Below are 15,751 nucleotides of genomic sequence, written 5' to 3'. Positions count from 1 at the left end.
CGTCAGAGCGGTCGCACGGCTTAGCCGTGGCGGCTGCGGAGGTGCTAGGATACGCATCCGTTTTAACGGCGACCACGTCTAGCAATGGCAGTTTGCAATTCATCAGCTGCCCATTTGCAAGCCCTCAGCCCCCGTGCCCAGGCGCCATGGCGTTCGCCCCAGTGAGATAGCCGTCCTCCATGTTTGGTTCAAAAGACGACAACAAGACTCCGGCCCCCGAGCAGGGCGCCGAGAAAGCCGAGAAACGCAGCCTGTTCGGCTGGTTGCGCAAGAAGCCGGCCGAGCCTGCCGCCGCCGAGCCCGCGCAGCAGGACGAGGTGCCCGAAACAGCGGCGCAGAGCCAGCCGGAGCAGCCTGCTGAGGCTGCCCAGGTTGTCGAGAGCGCTCCGCTCGAAAACGCCCCGGTCGAACGTGACCCGGTCGAACGCGCCTCGGTCGAACGTGACCCGGTCGAGGCACCCGTTGTCAGCGAGCCGGCGGTCGCCGCCGAGCCCGTAGTGGGCGACGCCACCCGCCATGGCCCCGAAGCACTGCTCGAGCCGATTGCCGAGCAGCCGGCGGCCCCAGCAGAGCATCCCGCTGCTCTGGCATCGGGCAGCGACGTGCAGCATGCCGTGCCCGCCACGCCGGCCGCGGTGCTGACTGTGCCAGCCGAAGCGGTCGCTGAGCCGGTGGTCGAGCAGAACAAACCCTCGGACAACAAGGGCGGTTGGTTTGCCCGTCTGCGCCAGGGCCTGTCCAAGACCAGCGCCAGCATCGGCGAAGGCATGGCCAGCCTGTTCCTTGGCAAGAAGACCATCGACGACGACCTGCTCGACGAGATCGAGACCCGCCTGCTCACCGCTGACGTGGGCGTCGAGGCCACCACGGCGATCATCGGCAGCCTGACCCAGAAGGTCGCGCGCAAGCAGTTGACCGACAGTGATGCGCTGTTCAAGGCGCTGCAGGAAGAGCTGGCGGCCATGCTGCGCCCGGTCGAGCAGCCGCTGCAGATCGACAGCGCCAAGCGCCCCTACGTGATCCTGGTGGTCGGCGTGAACGGCGCCGGCAAGACCACCACCATCGGCAAGCTGGCCAAGAAGCTGCAAGGCGAGGGCAAGAAGGTCATGCTCGCTGCTGGCGACACCTTCCGCGCCGCCGCCGTCGAACAGCTGCAGGTGTGGGGTGAGCGCAACAAGATCCCGGTCATCGCCCAGCACACCGGCGCCGACTCGGCTTCGGTGATCTTCGACGCCGTGCAGGCCGCCAAGTCCCGTGGCATGGACGTGCTGATCGCTGACACCGCCGGCCGTCTGCACACCAAGGACAACCTCATGGAGGAGCTCAAGAAGGTTCGCCGCGTGATCGGCAAGCTCGATGACAGCGCGCCTCACGAAGTGCTGCTGGTGCTCGATGCCGGTACCGGCCAGAACGCCATCAACCAGGCCAAACAATTCAACCAGACGGTGAACTTGACCGGCCTGGCCCTGACCAAGCTGGATGGCACGGCCAAGGGCGGCGTGATCTTCGCCCTGGCCAAGCAATTTGGCCTGCCGATTCGTTACATCGGCGTGGGTGAAGGGATCGACGATCTGCGCACCTTCGAGGCCGAACCCTTCGTTCAGGCGCTTTTCCAGCAACGGGAGCAGTGATGATCCGATTCGAGCAGGTCGGCAAGCGTTACCCCAACGGTCATGTCGGGTTGCATGAGTTGAGTTTCCGCGTGCGGCGCGGCGAGTTCCTGTTCGTCACCGGCCACTCCGGCGCCGGCAAGAGCACCCTGCTGCGCCTGCTGCTGGCCATGGAGCGCCCGACCTCGGGCAAGCTGCTGCTGGCCGGGCAGGACCTGGGGCAGATCAGCAACGCGCAGATTCCCTTCCTGCGCCGGCAGATCGGCGTGGTGTTCCAGAACCACCAGCTGCTGTTCGACCGCAGCGTGTTCGACAACGTGGCCCTGCCGCTGCAGATCCTCGGCCTGTCCAAGAGCGATATCGGCCGCCGCGTCGGTTCGGCGCTGGAGCGGGTCTCGCTGAGCGACAAGGCCGAGCAGTTTCCCGGTGACCTGTCCACCGGGCAGCAACAGCGCGTCGGCATCGCCCGCGCCATCGTCCATCGTCCGGCCCTGCTGCTGGCCGACGAACCCACCGGTAACCTCGACCCGCGTCTGGCGGCGGAAATCATGGGCGTATTCGAAGACATCAACCGCCTCGGCACCAGCGTACTGATCGCCAGTCACGACCTGGCGCTGATCGCGCGCATGCGCCACCGCATGCTCACCTTGCAACGCGGCCGCCTGATTGGTGACGGGGAGGCCGGCGAATGAGTGCTTCCCGCATCCCGCCACCGCAGCCGTCTCAGCGCGTCGGCGCGGCACCCAAGAACGCCGAGCCACAGGGGCCGGACAACGAACCGGATTTTCGCACCCTGACCCGCGCCTGGCTGGAAAGCCACCGCGCCAGCCTGGTCGACAGCCTGCGCCGCCTTGGAAAGCACCCGATCGGCAGCTTCTTTACTTGCCTGGTAATGGCCGTGGCACTGAGCTTGCCCATGGGCCTGTCGCTGCTGCTAGGCAACGTCGAGCGTCTTGGCGGCACCTGGGAGCGTGCTGCGCAGATCTCTGTGTTCCTCAAGATCGACGCCAGCGATAGTCAGGGCCAGGCCCTGCGCGAAGAAATCGCGGGCATGGACGACGTGGCCGAAGCCGAATGGATCAGTCGCGAAAAGGCCCTGGAAGAGTTTCAGCAACAGTCCGGGTTGGGCGAAGCCCTCAAGGAATTGCCTAGCAATCCATTGCCTGGCACTGTGCTGGTAACACCCAAGGAAGTCGACAAAGCCACCCTTGAGGCGTTGCGTTTGCGTTTGGCAGAGCTGCCCAGCGTTGAGCAGGCACAGCTGGACCTGGTCTGGGTCGAGCGTTTGGGCGCAATCCTCAAGTTGGGCGACCGTTTCGTTTTTGGCCTCACGGTTTTGCTGATCATGGCGCTGCTGCTGGTGATCGGTAACACCATTCGACTGCATATCGAGAATCGCCGTACCGAGATCGAGGTGATCAAGCTGGTCGGCGGTACCGACAGCTACGTGCGTCGCCCTTTCCTTTACATGGGCGCGCTGTATGGCCTGGGCGCCGGTGTGCTGTCCTGGCTGGTGCTGGCCTTTGGGTTGAACTGGTTGAACGATGCCGTGGTGCGTCTGTCCGGATTGTATGGCAGCGATTTCGCCCTGGCCGGCGTACCCATTGGCGACGGCTTCTCCCTATTGCTGGGAGCGGTGCTGTTGGGGTATATCGGTGCGTGGCTGGCGGTGGCGCGACATCTGAGGGAGCTTGCTCCCCGCTAAGTCGCCAGTTTGATGCTTCGCTAACATATTGATTTGGTTGATATTGACTATTGACCGGGGAACCAGGATGGTGGCTTCCGGTCATATTGCGCAGTGCTACACTGCGTACGTTTCGTGAATCGGAGGATTCTAATGTCCACTTCTTTGCAACCTGTTCATGCTCTGGTTCCAGGCGCCAACCTGGAAGCTTACGTGCATGCCGTTAACAGCATTCCGCTGCTGACGCCCGAGCAGGAGCGTGAACTGGCCGGTAACCTCTTCTACAAGCAGGACCTCGACGCGGCTCGCCAGATGGTATTGGCCCACCTGCGTTTCGTCGTGCATATCGCGCGCAGTTACTCCGGCTACGGCCTGGCCCAGGCCGACCTTATCCAGGAAGGCAACGTCGGCCTGATGAAGGCGGTCAAGCGTTTCAACCCGGAAATGGGTGTGCGCCTGGTGTCTTTCGCCGTGCACTGGATTCGTGCGGAAATCCACGAGTTCATCCTCAAGAACTGGCGGATCGTCAAGGTCGCCACCACCAAGGCCCAGCGCAAGCTGTTCTTCAATCTGCGCAGTCAGAAGAAGCGCCTGGCTTGGTTGAGCAATGACGAAGTCAAAGCCGTGGCCGAAAGCCTGGGTGTCGAAGCCCGTGAAGTGCGCGAGATGGAAAGCCGCCTGACCGGCCAGGACATGGCCTTCGACCCGGCTGCCGATGCTGACGATGACAGCGCGTTCCAGTCGCCGGCTCAGTACCTGGAAGACCATCGCTACGATCCAGCCCGACAGATGGAAGACGAGGACTGGAGCGACACCTCCAGTGCCAATCTGCACGAGGCGCTCGAAGCGCTCGACGAGCGTAGCCGCGATATCCTGCAGCAGCGCTGGTTGGCCGAAGAGAAGGCCACGCTGCATGAGCTGGCGGCCAAGTACAACGTCTCGGCGGAGCGTATCCGTCAGCTGGAGAAGAATGCGATGAACAAGCTCAAAGGCTCCATCGCCGCCTGATCTGGCTCGTAACGTCAAAACGCCCCGACCTGTTCGGGGCGTTTTCGTTTGGGTGACCTGGAACTACCGAGGTTTACCTGTTGTGGGAGCGGGCCATGCCCGCGAAATGGGCTCCCTGAACGTGGAGTTCGTGGGCATGGCCCGCTCCCGCGGACAGCAGAATGCCGGCTTCTCTAGCTTTTCAATCTGCCTACTTCGCCCACCAGGCCGGCCGCGGCGCCTGCAGCTGGTTCAGGTAATGACTGCCACCCAGTTGGCGCATCTGTCGGCGAATCCAGTTGGCGCGCTGGTTGACGTAGCCGCTGGGCCGCCCCGCATCGTACTGCCGCGGATTGGGCAGCACCGCTGCGAGCAGGCTGGCCTGGCGGGCTGACAGGTAGGACGCGCCGATATTGAAGTGATGCTGTGCGGCCGCTTCCGCGCCGAACACGCCGTCGGCCCATTCCGCGCTGTTGAGGTACACCTCGAGAATGCGCTCCTTGGGCCACAGCAGTTCGATCAGCCCGGTAAACCACACCTCGATACCCTTGCGCAGGTAGCTGCGACCGGACCACAGAAACAAATTCTTGGCCACCTGCTGGCTGAGGGTGCTGGCGCCACGCACCGAGCCGCCCTGCTGGTTGTGCGACAGCGCCGCCTTGATCGCGTCCACGTCGAAGCCCCAGTGCTGGGCGAATTTCTGATCTTCGCTGGCGATCACGGCGATCTTCAGGTCATCCGGCAGCGCGTCCCAGGAGCGCCAGGTGCGCTGCAGGTCGATGGGCTTGCCGTCGACCCAGGACTCGATCTTGCGCTCGACCATCAGCGCCGTGCCCGGTGGTGGTACCCAGCGCAGGGCGAGCACCAGCAGGAAGGAGCCGGCGATGAACCAGAGCAGCAACTTCAGCAGGAGGCGGCGAAGGGATCGGAGCATGCGCAGGGAGCCGGGCTTGATTGGCCGCTTAGTATAAGGCGCCTGGCACCATTGCGGGCAATGCAGCGGCCCACTGCGGCAATCGGGGAGGCGCGGCCGGGCGAATGGCGGCGTAAACTGCGCCTCTCTGTTGGCTATCGGTGAGAGCGCTATGGTTCGCCTGTGGTTGTTGCTGTCGGCTCTCGCCGGCTTTTCCGGGGTCGCGTTGGGCGCGTTCGCGGCCCATGGTTTGAAGAGCAGGTTGAGCGCCGAGTACCTGGCCGTGTTTCAGACCGGCACCCATTACCAGCTGATCCACGCATTGGCCCTGCTGGGCGTGGCCATTCTGGCGCTGGTCGCACCAGGGCGCCTGGTCAACCTGGCCGGGGGGTTCTTCGCTGCCGGTATCCTGCTGTTTTCGGGCAGCCTCTACGCGCTGACCCTCAGCGGTATCGGCAAGCTGGGCATCATCACCCCGTTCGGCGGCCTGGCCTTTCTGGCCGGCTGGGCGTGTCTGGGTGTTTTGGCCTGGCGCATGGCCTGAGCACCTGCTCACGATCTGCTGTGCGGCGGCGCTACGGTGCTAAGTACGGGCTCCAGCGCGCGAGATCGTGAACAGGTGCTGAGATTGCGCGAGACCAACGGCGGGGCTGCGCCTTGGTCATCGCCGGGGATCGGGCTAGAATGCCGGCCCTTTCTCCTGTCATGACGGGTCGCCATGCATATCCAGTTGAACGGTGAAACCCTCGAGCTGCCCGAGGGCGCCAGCGTCGCCGATCTGATCGAGCGTCTGGAACTGACCGGGCGCCGCGTGGCGGTCGAGCGTAACCTCGATATCGTCCCGCGCAGCCAGTACGGCAGCACGGCGCTGGCCGACGGCGACCGCCTCGAAGTGGTCCATGCCATCGGCGGCGGTTGAACCCGGCGCCGCGCCCTTCCAACTTTCTGCAGAGGAATTTCCATGAGCCACGCAGCCAACGACAAGCCTTTTATCCTGGCTGGCCGCACCTATCAGTCGCGCCTGCTGGTCGGCACCGGTAAGTACAAGGATCTAGACGAGACCCGCGACGCCATCGAGGCATCGGGCGCGGAGATCGTGACCGTGGCGGTGCGCCGTACCAATATCGGCCAGAACCCGGGCGAGCCGAATCTGCTCGACGTGATTTCGCCGGATCGCTACACCATCCTGCCGAACACCGCTGGCTGCTACGACGCCGTCGAGGCCGTGCGTACCTGTCGCCTGGCCCGTGAGCTGCTCGATGGCCACAAGCTGGTGAAACTGGAAGTGCTGGCCGACCAGAAGACCCTGTTTCCCAACGTGATCGAAACCCTCAAGGCCGCCGAAGTGCTGGTCAAGGAAGGCTTCGACGTGATGGTCTACACCAGCGATGATCCGATCATCGCCCGCCAGTTGGCCGAGATGGGCTGTATCGCCGTCATGCCGCTGGCCGGCCTGATCGGCACCGGGCTGGGCATCTGCAACCCCTACAACCTGCGCATCATCCTCGAAGAGGCGACCGTTCCAGTGCTGGTGGATGCCGGTGTGGGCACCGCGTCTGATGCCACCATCGCCATGGAGCTGGGTTGCGAGGCGGTGCTGATGAACAGCGCCATCGCCCATGCCCAGCAACCGGTGTTGATGGCCCAGGCCATGAAGTACGCCATCGAGGCCGGTCGCCTGGCCTACCTGGCGGGGCGCATGCCGAAGAAACTTTATGCCAGTGCCTCGTCGCCGCTAGACGGCCTGATCCGCTGACTCTCCACGATCAGCTGCGCGTCGGCCCTGCTGCGTTGAAAACAGGCTCGGAAAGCCGCTTGCGGCTAACGCACTTTAGTACGCCCCGAAGGGGCGAGCGGAGCGAGTAATGCTCATGTACAACAGTACACTCCGCTTCATCGCCTGTTTTTGTGGGGCCGCCTAGGCCTTGCATGGCTCTAGCTCGCAAGATCGTTATTACGCTGCTTTTCCTTTATCCATTTAATACCTGCGTTGCCGAGTGCCCCCATGAGCGATATCGAACAAACCCCAGCCGAAGAAAACCCGCGACACATGCGCGCCATCAAGAGTTTCGTGATGCGTGCCGGGCGCATGACCGAAGGGCAGCAGCGCGGCTTCGACCTGGGCCTGCCGAAGTTCGGCCTGGAGCTGAGCGATGGCATGCAGGATTTCGATGCGGTATTCGGGCGCCAGGCGCCGCGGACCTTCGAAATCGGCTTCGGCATGGGCCACTCCACGCTGGAAATGGCCGCCGCAGCGCCTGAGCAGGACTTCATCGGCGTTGAAGTGCACCGACCGGGCGTGGGCGCACTGCTCAATGGCGTGATGACGCAGAACCTGACCAATCTGCGCGTCTACAGCTGCGATGCGCTGGAAGTACTGCGTCAGTGCGTGCCCGATGCCAGCCTCGATCGCGTGCTGCTGTTCTTCCCCGATCCCTGGCACAAGGCGCGTCATAACAAGCGCCGTATCGTGCAGCCGGCATTCGCCGAGCTGGTGCGCCAGAAGCTCAAGGTCGGCGGTGTGCTGCACATGGCCACCGATTGGGAGCCCTACGCCGAATACATGCTGGAAGTGATGAACGTGGCGCCGGGCTATCGTAACCTCGCCGCTGACGGTCGCTGCGTCGAGCGGCCGGCCGAGCGCCCGGTGACCAAGTTCGAGCGCCGCGGCGAGCGCCTCGGCCATGGCGTCTGGGACCTCAAGTTCGGGCGCGTCGACTGAGCCGATGACTCGCCTGTCCAGGCGCCAGGCTCGCCGCGCCGGCCACGCGCGCAATCGCCCGCAATGGCAGATGCCACCACCCAGCGCCCGTGCGGCCTGGGCGGCACGCCTGCTGTTGCCACTGACCGCGACGGTCATGGTGCTCTGCGCCGCTACCCTGCTGTTCACGGTGGCGCAGGCGCTGTACAGCGGCGTAGCCATCTCACCGTCGAGAATCGGCCCGGCGACCTTTTATCCCTTCGCTACCCACCCGCTGGGTTACGTGCTGACGCTGCTGTTGCACGCCGTCATCGCTTTCGCCCTGGCCGGGGCTGGGTGGTTCTGCTGGCGCATGTCGCGCCAGCGCTGATCAGGCCGTGGCGCCGCGCAGTTGCTGGAGCAGGCGCGGGCCGAACACGTTGATCAACAAACCGAGCATGACGATGGCAGCGCCGAGCCACTGCACGGCGCTCAATGCTTCGCCGAGGAACAACCATGCCGAGCTGAGGCCGATCACCGGCACCAGCAGCGAGAATGGCGCCACTTGGCTGGCCGGATAGCGCGACAGCAGGCGGCTCCACAGGCCGTAGCCGAGCAGCGTGGCGACGAAGGCCAGGTAGGCGATGGCCAGCACCGAGTTCAGGGAAATGCCGCGCAGCGCCGTCTCGATCTGCGCCGGGCCTTCCAGTATCAACGACAGGGCCAGGAACGGCAGCGGCGGGATCAGGCTGCCCCAGACCACCAGGCTGACCAGGTTGACCTTGCCGATGCGCTTGGTGACCACGTTGCCCAGCCCCCACATCGCTGCTGCACACAGCGTCAGCACGAAACCGGCCAGGGTGAAGGCGCGTCCGCTTTCGCTGCCGATCAGCAGCAGGCCCGCCGCGGCCACCACCAGGCCGATCAGGCTGCTGCGCCGCACCGTCTCGCCAATGAACAGCGCGGCGAAACCCAGGGTGAAGAACGCTTGGGCCTGCAACACCAGCGACGCCAGACCTGCCGGCATGCCGGCGTACATGGCCGAGAACAGAAAGGCGAACTGCCCCAGGGAAATGGTCAGGCCGTAGGCCAGCAGCCAGCGCAGCGGCATGTCCGGGCGGCGGATGAAGAGAATCGCGGGAAAGGCGGCGAGCATGAAGCGCAAGGCGCCGAGCAACATGGGTGGCACGCCGTCGAGGCCGACCTTGATGATCACGAAGTTCACGCCCCAGGCGACGATCACCACAGCGGCCAGAAGGATGTCCTTGGGTGTCATGGGCGCGGCCTCGGGTGGTGGTATGCGGACGGGCAGGCTAGCGCGGATGGCCACCGCTGACACGCCACAGTTACCGGCGTTTTTCCCCATACAGCGGCGTAGAAACGAAAACGCCCCGAACGGGTCGGGGCGTTTTGGCTGGCGACGATGGGATCAGACGGTCAGCGTCCAGTCGTAGTCGACGATCAGTGGCGCGTGCTGCGAAAAGCGCGGCTGGCGTGGCAGGCGTGCACTGCGCACGCTGCGGCGCATGCCGGGCGTGAGCAGTTGGTAGTCGAAGCGGTAGCCCAGGTTGAGCATCTCCGCCTGCTCGTTATCCGGCCACCAGCTGAACTGGTCGGCCTCGCGATTGACCTCGCGCACGGCATCGACGTAGCCCATGGTGCCGGTGACTTCGTCCATCCAGGCGCGCTCGGGCGCCATGAAGCCGGGTGATTGCTGGCAGTCGCGCCAGTTCTTCACATCCAGCTTCTGATGGGCGACGTACAGCGAGCCGCAATAGATGTAATCGCGGCGCTTGCGGCGTTGCTTGTCCAGGTACTTGGAGAAATCGTCCATGAACTTGAATTTCTGATTCAGGTTCTCGTCACCGCCCATGCCCGATGGCAGCAGCAGCGTGGCAATACTCACCTTGTCGAAATCAGCCTGCAGGTAGCGCCCGTAGCGATCGGCCGTTTCAAAGCCGAGCCCGCTGATTACCGCCTTGGGTTGCAACCGCGAGTAAAGCGCCACGCCACCCTGGCTTGGTACTTCTGCATCGCAGGCATAGAGGAAATAGCCATCCAGTTGGAGGGCTTGGTCGTCCAGTTCAAAGGCGGAGGCACGGGTATCCTGCAGGCAGATCACGTCGGCATTCTGTGCTTGCAGCCAACTGAGCAAACCGCGCTCGACTGCAGCATGAATACCATTCACGTTCACACTGATGATCCGCATAAATGGCCCCCAAAAACACGTGCGTGTATGATACCTGAGCTAGACGCCGTTTAGTAATTCAAAGCCACATCCAGTGCTGCCTCAAGGTCATTCATGCAAACGTATCAGCGCGATTTCATTCGATTTGCCATTGAGCGAGGCGTTCTGCGCTTCGGTCAGTTCACCCTCAAGTCCGGTCGCGTCAGCCCGTATTTTTTCAATGCCGGGTTGTTCGACAGTGGGCTTGCACTGGCCAAGCTGGGGCGTTTCTACGCGGCAGCCGTGGTGGACAGTGGCATTTCCTTCGACGTGCTGTTCGGCCCGGCTTACAAGGGCATCCCGCTGGCGGCCAGCACCGGCGTGGCCCTGGCCGAGCACCACGACGTGGATACGCCCTGGTGCTTCAACCGCAAGGAAGCCAAGGATCACGGCGAGGGTGGCACCCTGGTCGGTGCGCCGCTCAACGGCCGCGTGCTGATCATCGATGACGTGATCACCGCCGGTACGGCGATCCGCGAAGTGATGCAGATCATCCAGGCCCAGGGTGCCCAGGCCGCTGGCGTACTGATCGCCCTGGACCGCCAGGAGCGTGGCCGCGGCGAGCTGTCGGCGATCCAGGAAGTCGAACGCGACTTCAACATTCCGGTGGTCAGCATCGTTTCCCTGCAGCAGGTGCTGGAATATCTGGCCGATGATGCTGAACTGAAACAACACCTGCCCGCCGTGGAAGCCTACCGAGCCGAATTCGGCATCTGACCGACGGTTCGCCGAGAGAACGTGCCTATGTCCACCTTGCCCCTGATGCGCCGTACCCTCTGGCTTGGTCTGCTGCTGCCGTTATGGGTGAACGCGGCGGAGATGTACCGCTACACCAATGCCCAGGGCATCACGGTGATCGACCGGCAGGGCGTGCCCAGCGAGTTCATCGCCAAGGGCTACGAGGTGCTCAACGAGCAGGGGCGCGTGGTGCGTGTAGTGCCGCCAGCGCCTAGCGCCGAAGAAATGCAGAAGATCCTTGCCGATCGCGAACGGGCCAAATCCGATGCGCAGCTGCTGCGTTTGTACAGCAGCCTGGAAGATGTCGATCGGGCCCAGGCACGCAAGCTGGCCGAACTCGACGGCCTGATCGGCGTGGCCAAGGGCAACCTGCAGTCGGTACGTCAGCAGCAGGCCAACCTGCAGAAACAGGCGGCGGATCAGGAACGTGCGGGGCGGGAGGTGCCCAAGCCGCTGCTCGACCAGATTACCAGCCAGCGTGACGAGCAGGTGCGCATCAGAAAGGATATCGAACGCTACCAGGCAACCCGCACCCAGGCGCAGAACAGCTTCACCGCCGATCGTGCACGAGTCGGCCAGTTGCTCGGGCAGGGTAATTAGGGGCTGCCGCGCACCAGGCGCGGCACTGACTCAGCGGCGTGGTACGGCGCGCGTGCGACCGCTGGCGTCGATGGCCACGAACACGAACACCGCTTCGGTGACCTTGCGCCACTCGCTGGACAGCGGGTCGTCACTCCAGACTTCCACCAGCATCTGGATCGAGCTGCGGCCGATTTCCAGCGCCTGGGTATAGAAGGACAACTGCGCGCCAACGGGTACCGGCACCAGAAAGGCCATGCGATCGATCGCCACGGTCGCCACGCGCCCTGCGGCCACCTTGCTGGCCATGGCGGTGCCTGCCAGATCCATCTGCGAAACCAGCCAGCCGCCATAAATGTCACCGAAGCCATTGGTTTCGCGTGGCAGCGCAGTGATTTGCAGTGCCAGGTCGCCTTGCGGTATCGGGTCTTCCTGTTCGAGGTCTTTCATCTGTTCACGGCTCGCGGCGCAGTGGTGGGCCCGGTCGGGCAGTATACCGACTGGGTGTCTACACCGCGACCTTAGCGCGTTGCAGACGCTTGCGCACGTGCATTTGCCGAACTCGACATGCCTGTTTGCGCCGTCATCCAACTGTCATATTGATTACATAGAGTGTTCACATAGGCTGATGATACTGAGCCCCGTTCCAACCAACACGACCCCAATCGTGAGCAGGTCGCAACTGGGCGCTACGACCACGGCACGCCGGCCTCTCGATGATTACCACTCTGCTAGGAGCAAGGCATGAAACTGAAGCGTTTGATGGCGGCCATGACGTTTGTCGCCGCTGGCGTCGCCACTGCCAACGCGGTTGCCGCTGTCGATCCGGCTCTGCCGACCTATGAGAAGACCTCTGGCGTGTCGGGCAACCTGTCCAGCGTTGGCTCCGACTCCCTGGCCAACCTGATGACCCTGTGGGCCGAGAGCTACAAGCAGTCCTACCCGAACGTGAACATCCAGATTCAGGCTGCCGGCTCCTCCACCGCGCCACCCGCGCTGACCGAAGGCACCGCCAACCTCGGTCCGATGTCGCGCGCCATGAAGGACAGCGAAATCCAGGCCTTCGAACAGAAGTATGGCTACAAGCCGACCGCCGTTCCGGTCGCCATCGACGCCCTGGCTGTGTTCGTGCACAAGGACAACCCGATCAAGCAGCTGACCATGCAGCAGGTCGATGCCATCTTCTCCAGCACTCGTCTGTGCGGCGAAGCCAAGGATCTGAAAACCTGGGGCGATATCGGCCTGACCGGGGAGTGGGCCAGCAAGCCGGTGCAGCTGTTCGGGCGTAACTCGGTATCCGGCACTTACGGCTACTTCAAGGAAGAAGCCCTGTGCAAAGGCGACTTCAAAGCCAACGTGAACGAGCAGCCGGGTTCGGCTTCCGTGGTGCAGTCGATCTCCAGCACCGTCAACGCCATCGGTTACTCGGGCATTGGCTACCGCACCGCCAGCGTGCGCGCCGTTCCCCTGGTCAACAAAAAGGGCGAAGTCGAAGAAGCCAATGAAACCAACGCACTGTCGGGCAAATACCCGCTGGCTCGCTTCTTCTACATCTACGTCAATAAGGCGCCCAACAAGCCGCTGAGCCCGCTGGATGCCGAGTTCCTGAAGCTGATCCTGTCCAAGCAGGGCCAGGACGTCGTGGTCAAGGACGGTTACATCCCGCTGCCGCTGAAGGTCATCGAGAAGACCCGCAAGGAACTGGGTCTGTAAGCCGACCGCAGTAAGAACCTGTTTACGATCTGCTGCGCGTCGGCGCTACTGCGTTAAAAACAAGCTCGGAATGCTCATTTACCACTTGTAAACTCGCGTGCGAGCCCAGTCCGCTTCCTCGCTTGTTTTTGCCTTGTATCGCGCTAGCTCGCAAGATCGTAAAAAGGTTCTAGGCGATCCCGAAGCCCGCCTCTCTTGAGAGGTGGGCTTTGGCGCGTCACCGCTCTGTAACTTTTCTGTCATACAGGCGAGCTAGATTGGCGAGGCTCGCGAAATAGGCGAAAAAATAAGGCGCGCTCATGGCCGCGCAGAGATGCTCTCCCTTATGAAAGACTTGGCAAGTGACCCCATGACCGCCTCCCCAAATTCCCTCGGGCTGGACTTCAATACCCCGGCCCTGAAGCGTAAGCGCCGTATACGTGCTTTCAAGGATCGCCTGGCGCGCTGGTGCGTATCCATCGGCGGGCTGGCCGTACTGGGTGCCATCACCCTGATCTTCTTCTATCTTGCCTATGTCGTACTGCCGATGTTCCAGGGCGCCGATATCGAGAAGCGTGATGCCGTGCAGCCGGCCTGGTTGGCCGATGCCGGCAAGCCGCTGCTGATGGCGCTGGAGGAGCAGAACCAGGTTGGTATGCGCCTGGCCAGCAAAGGCAAGATCCAGTTCTTCGACGCCAAGAGCATGGAGGCCCTGACCACGGTCGATTTGCCCCTGCCAGCCGGCAGCGAGGTGGTGTCGGTCGGTGAAGACCAGCCGGGCAGCCACCGTGTCGCCCTCGGCCTGTCCAACGGCCAGGCGCTGGTGTTCGAACACACTTATCGCATCACCTATCCGAACGACGTGAAGACCATCACGCCGTCCATCGTTTACCCGTTCGGTGAAACGCCGCTGACCATCGATCCCCAAGGCCGCCCGCTCGAGCACATGGGTATCAGCGTGAACAGCGGTACGTTGCTGCTCGCCGGTTCCGTGGATAGCGAGTTGCAGGTGCTGAGCCTGAGCCGCGAAGAGAACATGATGACCGGCGAAGTGGAGGTCAGCGAGGATCGCCTGGCGCTGCCGCAGATCGCCGAGCCAATCAAGGAACTGATCATCGAGCCGCGCCAGCACTGGTTGTTCGTGATCAACGGCCGCGCCACCGCCGACGTCTTCGACCTGCGCACCAAGGCGCTCAACGGTCGCTACAAGCTGCTCAATGATGGCGCGCGGGAAATCACCTACGCCACTTCGCTGTTGGGTGGTATCTCCCTGCTCACCGGTGACAGCACCGGCGGCATCGCCCAGTGGTTCATGGTGCGCGACGAGGACGGCAAGTCGTCGCTCAAGCAGGTGCGCGAATTCAAGATGGCCGGTGGCCCGATCAGCCAGATCATCTCCGAAGAACGCCGCAAGGGCTTCATCGCCCTGGATGCCGAGGGTAACCTGGGCATCTTCCATAGCACCGCGCACCGTACCCTGCTGGTCGAACCGGTTGCCGAGGGCTTCAGCATCGCCGCGCTGTCGCCGCGCGCCAACCGCGCGTTGGTCGAAGCCAATGGCAAGCTCGAGCGCATCCTGATCGATAACCCGCACCCGGAAATTTCCTGGAGTTCCTTGTGGGGCAAGGTCTGGTACGAGAATTACGACAAGCCGGCCTACGTCTGGCAGTCGACTTCGGCCAGCACCGATGCCGAGCCCAAGTTGAGCATGGCGCCACTGGCCTTCGGTACCCTCAAGGCCGCCTTCTACGCCATGCTGCTGGCGGCGCCACTGGCCATTGCCGCGGCGATCTACACCGCGTACTTCATGGCCCCGGCCATGCGCGGCAAGGTCAAGCCGGTGATCGAGCTGATGGAAGCGCTGCCGACGGTGATCCTCGGCTTCTTCGCCGGCCTGTTCCTGGCGCCTTATGTGGAAGGTCATCTACCGGGAATCTTCAGCCTGTTGATCTTCACTCCAATCGGCATCCTGCTGGCCGGTTTCATGTGGAGCCGCCTGCCCGAGTCGATTCGCCTGCGTGTGCCGGACGGTTGGGAAGCCGCACTGCTGATTCCGGTGATCCTGCTGGTCGGCAGCCTGTCGCTGAGCATGAGCGGCCACCTGGAGAACTGGCTGTTCGACGGCAACATGCGTGCCTGGCTGAGCAACGACCTCGGCATCCCGTTCGACCAGCGCAACGCTCTTGTGGTTGGTCTGGCCATGGGCTTCGCGGTGATCCCGAACATCTACTCGATCGCCGAAGACGCCGTGTTCAGCGTGCCCAAGAGCCTGACCTTCGGCTCCCTGGCGCTCGGTGCCACGCCGTGGCAGACCCTGACCCGGGTGGTGATCCTGACGGCCAGCCCGGGCATCTTCTCGGCAGTGATGATCGGCATGGGCCGTGCCGTCGGCGAGACCATGATCGTGCTGATGGCCACCGGCAACACGCCGATCATGGACATGAACATCTTCGAAGGCCTGCGTACCCTGGCGGCCAACGTGGCGGTGGAAATGCCCGAATCTGAAGTTGGCGGTACCCATTACCGGGTGCTGTTCCTTTCTGCCCTGGTGCTGCTGTCGTTCACCTTCGTCATGAATACGTTGGCCGAGCTGGTGCGGCAGCGCCTGCGCGTCAAGTACGCTTCGCTCTGAGGACTGCAA

17 protein-coding genes are annotated in these 15,751 nt (G+C 63.3%); 13 read left to right on the top strand and 4 right to left on the bottom strand.

Features of this window, described 5'->3' with window-relative positions:
• Positions 1–179 precede the first annotated feature (179 nt).
• The 4 genes from ftsY to rpoH all read left to right on the top strand — a co-directional run bounded on the left by ftsY (position 180) and on the right by rpoH (position 4,302).
• Complete coding sequence (gene ftsY, locus BVH03_RS03665; protein ID WP_075959941.1) at positions 180–1,631, top strand: signal recognition particle-docking protein FtsY; 1,452 nt, start codon at positions 180–182, stop codon at positions 1,629–1,631.
• On the top strand, positions 1,631–2,302 hold the full coding sequence (gene ftsE / locus BVH03_RS03660) for a cell division ATP-binding protein FtsE (protein ID WP_075929793.1): 672 nt from the start codon (positions 1,631–1,633) through the stop codon (positions 2,300–2,302). Before ftsY ends, ftsE begins: the two co-directional genes overlap by 1 nt.
• A complete protein-coding gene (gene ftsX / locus BVH03_RS03655; protein ID WP_075959940.1) occupies positions 2,299–3,315 on the top strand; it encodes a permease-like cell division protein FtsX in 1,017 nt (338 codons plus the stop codon). The genes ftsE and ftsX overlap by 4 nt, the downstream gene beginning before the upstream one ends.
• A gap of 132 nt (positions 3,316–3,447) precedes the next feature.
• Complete coding sequence (gene rpoH, locus BVH03_RS03650) at positions 3,448–4,302, top strand: RNA polymerase sigma factor RpoH (RefSeq protein WP_075959939.1); 855 nt, start codon at positions 3,448–3,450, stop codon at positions 4,300–4,302.
• A gap of 190 nt (positions 4,303–4,492) precedes the next feature.
• Here rpoH and mtgA read toward each other — a convergent pair whose 3' ends face one another.
• On the bottom strand, positions 4,493–5,215 hold the full coding sequence (gene mtgA / locus BVH03_RS03645) for a monofunctional biosynthetic peptidoglycan transglycosylase (RefSeq protein WP_075959938.1): 723 nt from the start codon (positions 5,213–5,215) through the stop codon (positions 4,493–4,495).
• Positions 5,216–5,366: 151 nt separating this feature from the next.
• On the opposite strand from mtgA, the gene BVH03_RS03640 reads away from it, so the two are divergent.
• The 5 genes from BVH03_RS03640 (at position 5,367) to BVH03_RS03620 (ending at position 8,265) form a co-directional block, all read left to right on the top strand.
• Positions 5,367–5,738, top strand: coding sequence for a DUF423 domain-containing protein (locus BVH03_RS03640; protein ID WP_075959937.1), 372 nt, complete (start codon positions 5,367–5,369; stop codon positions 5,736–5,738).
• A 174-nt stretch (positions 5,739–5,912) separates the two neighbouring features.
• Complete coding sequence (thiS, locus tag BVH03_RS03635) at positions 5,913–6,113, top strand: sulfur carrier protein ThiS (protein WP_075929789.1); 201 nt, start codon at positions 5,913–5,915, stop codon at positions 6,111–6,113.
• 42 nt (positions 6,114–6,155) lie between these two features.
• On the top strand, positions 6,156–6,950 hold the full coding sequence (locus tag BVH03_RS03630; RefSeq protein ID WP_075959936.1) for a thiazole synthase: 795 nt from the start codon (positions 6,156–6,158) through the stop codon (positions 6,948–6,950).
• Positions 6,951–7,244: 294 nt separating this feature from the next.
• A complete protein-coding gene (gene trmB / locus BVH03_RS03625; RefSeq protein WP_218189533.1) occupies positions 7,245–7,916 on the top strand; it encodes a tRNA (guanosine(46)-N7)-methyltransferase TrmB in 672 nt (223 codons plus the stop codon).
• 4 nt (positions 7,917–7,920) lie between these two features.
• On the top strand, positions 7,921–8,265 hold the full coding sequence (locus tag BVH03_RS03620; RefSeq protein ID WP_075959934.1) for a hypothetical protein: 345 nt from the start codon (positions 7,921–7,923) through the stop codon (positions 8,263–8,265).
• Here BVH03_RS03620 and BVH03_RS03615 read toward each other — a convergent pair whose 3' ends face one another.
• Positions 8,266–9,150 carry an EamA family transporter gene (locus tag BVH03_RS03615; protein WP_075959933.1) on the bottom strand — a complete coding sequence of 295 codons (885 nt, stop codon included), beginning with the start codon at positions 9,148–9,150 and terminating at the stop codon, positions 8,266–8,268.
• Positions 9,151–9,303: 153 nt separating this feature from the next.
• Positions 9,304–10,083, bottom strand: a complete 780-nt coding sequence (locus BVH03_RS03610) for an exodeoxyribonuclease III (RefSeq protein WP_075929784.1) — start codon at positions 10,081–10,083, stop codon at positions 9,304–9,306.
• 93 nt (positions 10,084–10,176) lie between these two features.
• Here BVH03_RS03610 and pyrE point away from each other — a divergent pair, with 93 nt between their 5' ends.
• Positions 10,177–10,818 (top strand): orotate phosphoribosyltransferase, encoded by a 642-nt coding sequence (gene pyrE, locus BVH03_RS03605; RefSeq protein ID WP_075929783.1) that lies wholly within the window; start codon positions 10,177–10,179, stop codon positions 10,816–10,818.
• Positions 10,819–10,845: 27 nt separating this feature from the next.
• The gene (locus BVH03_RS03600; RefSeq protein ID WP_075959932.1) at positions 10,846–11,439 is read left to right on the top strand and encodes a DUF4124 domain-containing protein; all 594 of its coding nucleotides are present in this window, start codon (positions 10,846–10,848) and stop codon (positions 11,437–11,439) included.
• Positions 11,440–11,469: 30 nt separating this feature from the next.
• Here BVH03_RS03600 and BVH03_RS03595 read toward each other — a convergent pair whose 3' ends face one another.
• Positions 11,470–11,868 (bottom strand): acyl-CoA thioesterase, encoded by a 399-nt coding sequence (locus BVH03_RS03595; RefSeq protein WP_075959931.1) that lies wholly within the window; start codon positions 11,866–11,868, stop codon positions 11,470–11,472.
• A 294-nt stretch (positions 11,869–12,162) separates the two neighbouring features.
• Here BVH03_RS03595 and BVH03_RS03590 point away from each other — a divergent pair, with 294 nt between their 5' ends.
• Together BVH03_RS03590 and BVH03_RS03585 are read left to right on the top strand one after the other, a co-directional pair.
• Positions 12,163–13,131, top strand: coding sequence for a PstS family phosphate ABC transporter substrate-binding protein (locus BVH03_RS03590; protein WP_075929781.1), 969 nt, complete (start codon positions 12,163–12,165; stop codon positions 13,129–13,131).
• A gap of 325 nt (positions 13,132–13,456) precedes the next feature.
• On the top strand, positions 13,457–15,742 hold the full coding sequence (locus tag BVH03_RS03585) for an ABC transporter permease subunit (protein ID WP_075959930.1): 2,286 nt from the start codon (positions 13,457–13,459) through the stop codon (positions 15,740–15,742).
• The last annotated feature ends 9 nt before the right edge of the window (positions 15,743–15,751 follow it).

The organism is Pseudomonas sp. PA15(2017), assembly GCF_001945395.1.
Taxonomy (GTDB): domain Bacteria; phylum Pseudomonadota; class Gammaproteobacteria; order Pseudomonadales; family Pseudomonadaceae; genus Aquipseudomonas.
The sequence above is the reverse complement of the archived record's forward strand: the minus strand, read 5'-3'. Positions and strand labels throughout refer to the sequence as shown.

Bases quoted from the DNA above. Each gene is read 5' to 3' on its own strand.
- ftsY (WP_075959941.1), top strand. From the start codon at position 180: ATGTTTGGTTCAAAAGACGACAACAAGACTCCGGCCCCCGAGCAGGGC.
- ftsE (WP_075929793.1), top strand. From the start codon at position 1,631: ATGATCCGATTCGAGCAGGTCGGCAAGCGTTACCCCAACGGTCATGTC.
- ftsX (WP_075959940.1), top strand. From the start codon at position 2,299: ATGAGTGCTTCCCGCATCCCGCCACCGCAGCCGTCTCAGCGCGTCGGC.
- rpoH (WP_075959939.1), top strand. From the start codon at position 3,448: ATGTCCACTTCTTTGCAACCTGTTCATGCTCTGGTTCCAGGCGCCAAC.
- mtgA (WP_075959938.1), bottom strand. From the start codon at position 5,215: ATGCTCCGATCCCTTCGCCGCCTCCTGCTGAAGTTGCTGCTCTGGTTC.
- BVH03_RS03640 (WP_075959937.1), top strand. From the start codon at position 5,367: ATGGTTCGCCTGTGGTTGTTGCTGTCGGCTCTCGCCGGCTTTTCCGGG.
- thiS (WP_075929789.1), top strand. From the start codon at position 5,913: ATGCATATCCAGTTGAACGGTGAAACCCTCGAGCTGCCCGAGGGCGCC.
- BVH03_RS03630 (WP_075959936.1), top strand. From the start codon at position 6,156: ATGAGCCACGCAGCCAACGACAAGCCTTTTATCCTGGCTGGCCGCACC.
- trmB (WP_218189533.1), top strand. From the start codon at position 7,245: ATGCGCGCCATCAAGAGTTTCGTGATGCGTGCCGGGCGCATGACCGAA.
- BVH03_RS03620 (WP_075959934.1), top strand. From the start codon at position 7,921: ATGACTCGCCTGTCCAGGCGCCAGGCTCGCCGCGCCGGCCACGCGCGC.
- BVH03_RS03615 (WP_075959933.1), bottom strand. From the start codon at position 9,150: ATGACACCCAAGGACATCCTTCTGGCCGCTGTGGTGATCGTCGCCTGG.
- BVH03_RS03610 (WP_075929784.1), bottom strand. From the start codon at position 10,083: ATGCGGATCATCAGTGTGAACGTGAATGGTATTCATGCTGCAGTCGAG.
- pyrE (WP_075929783.1), top strand. From the start codon at position 10,177: ATGCAAACGTATCAGCGCGATTTCATTCGATTTGCCATTGAGCGAGGC.
- BVH03_RS03600 (WP_075959932.1), top strand. From the start codon at position 10,846: ATGTCCACCTTGCCCCTGATGCGCCGTACCCTCTGGCTTGGTCTGCTG.
- BVH03_RS03595 (WP_075959931.1), bottom strand. From the start codon at position 11,868: ATGAAAGACCTCGAACAGGAAGACCCGATACCGCAAGGCGACCTGGCA.
- BVH03_RS03590 (WP_075929781.1), top strand. From the start codon at position 12,163: ATGAAACTGAAGCGTTTGATGGCGGCCATGACGTTTGTCGCCGCTGGC.
- BVH03_RS03585 (WP_075959930.1), top strand. From the start codon at position 13,457: ATGAAAGACTTGGCAAGTGACCCCATGACCGCCTCCCCAAATTCCCTC.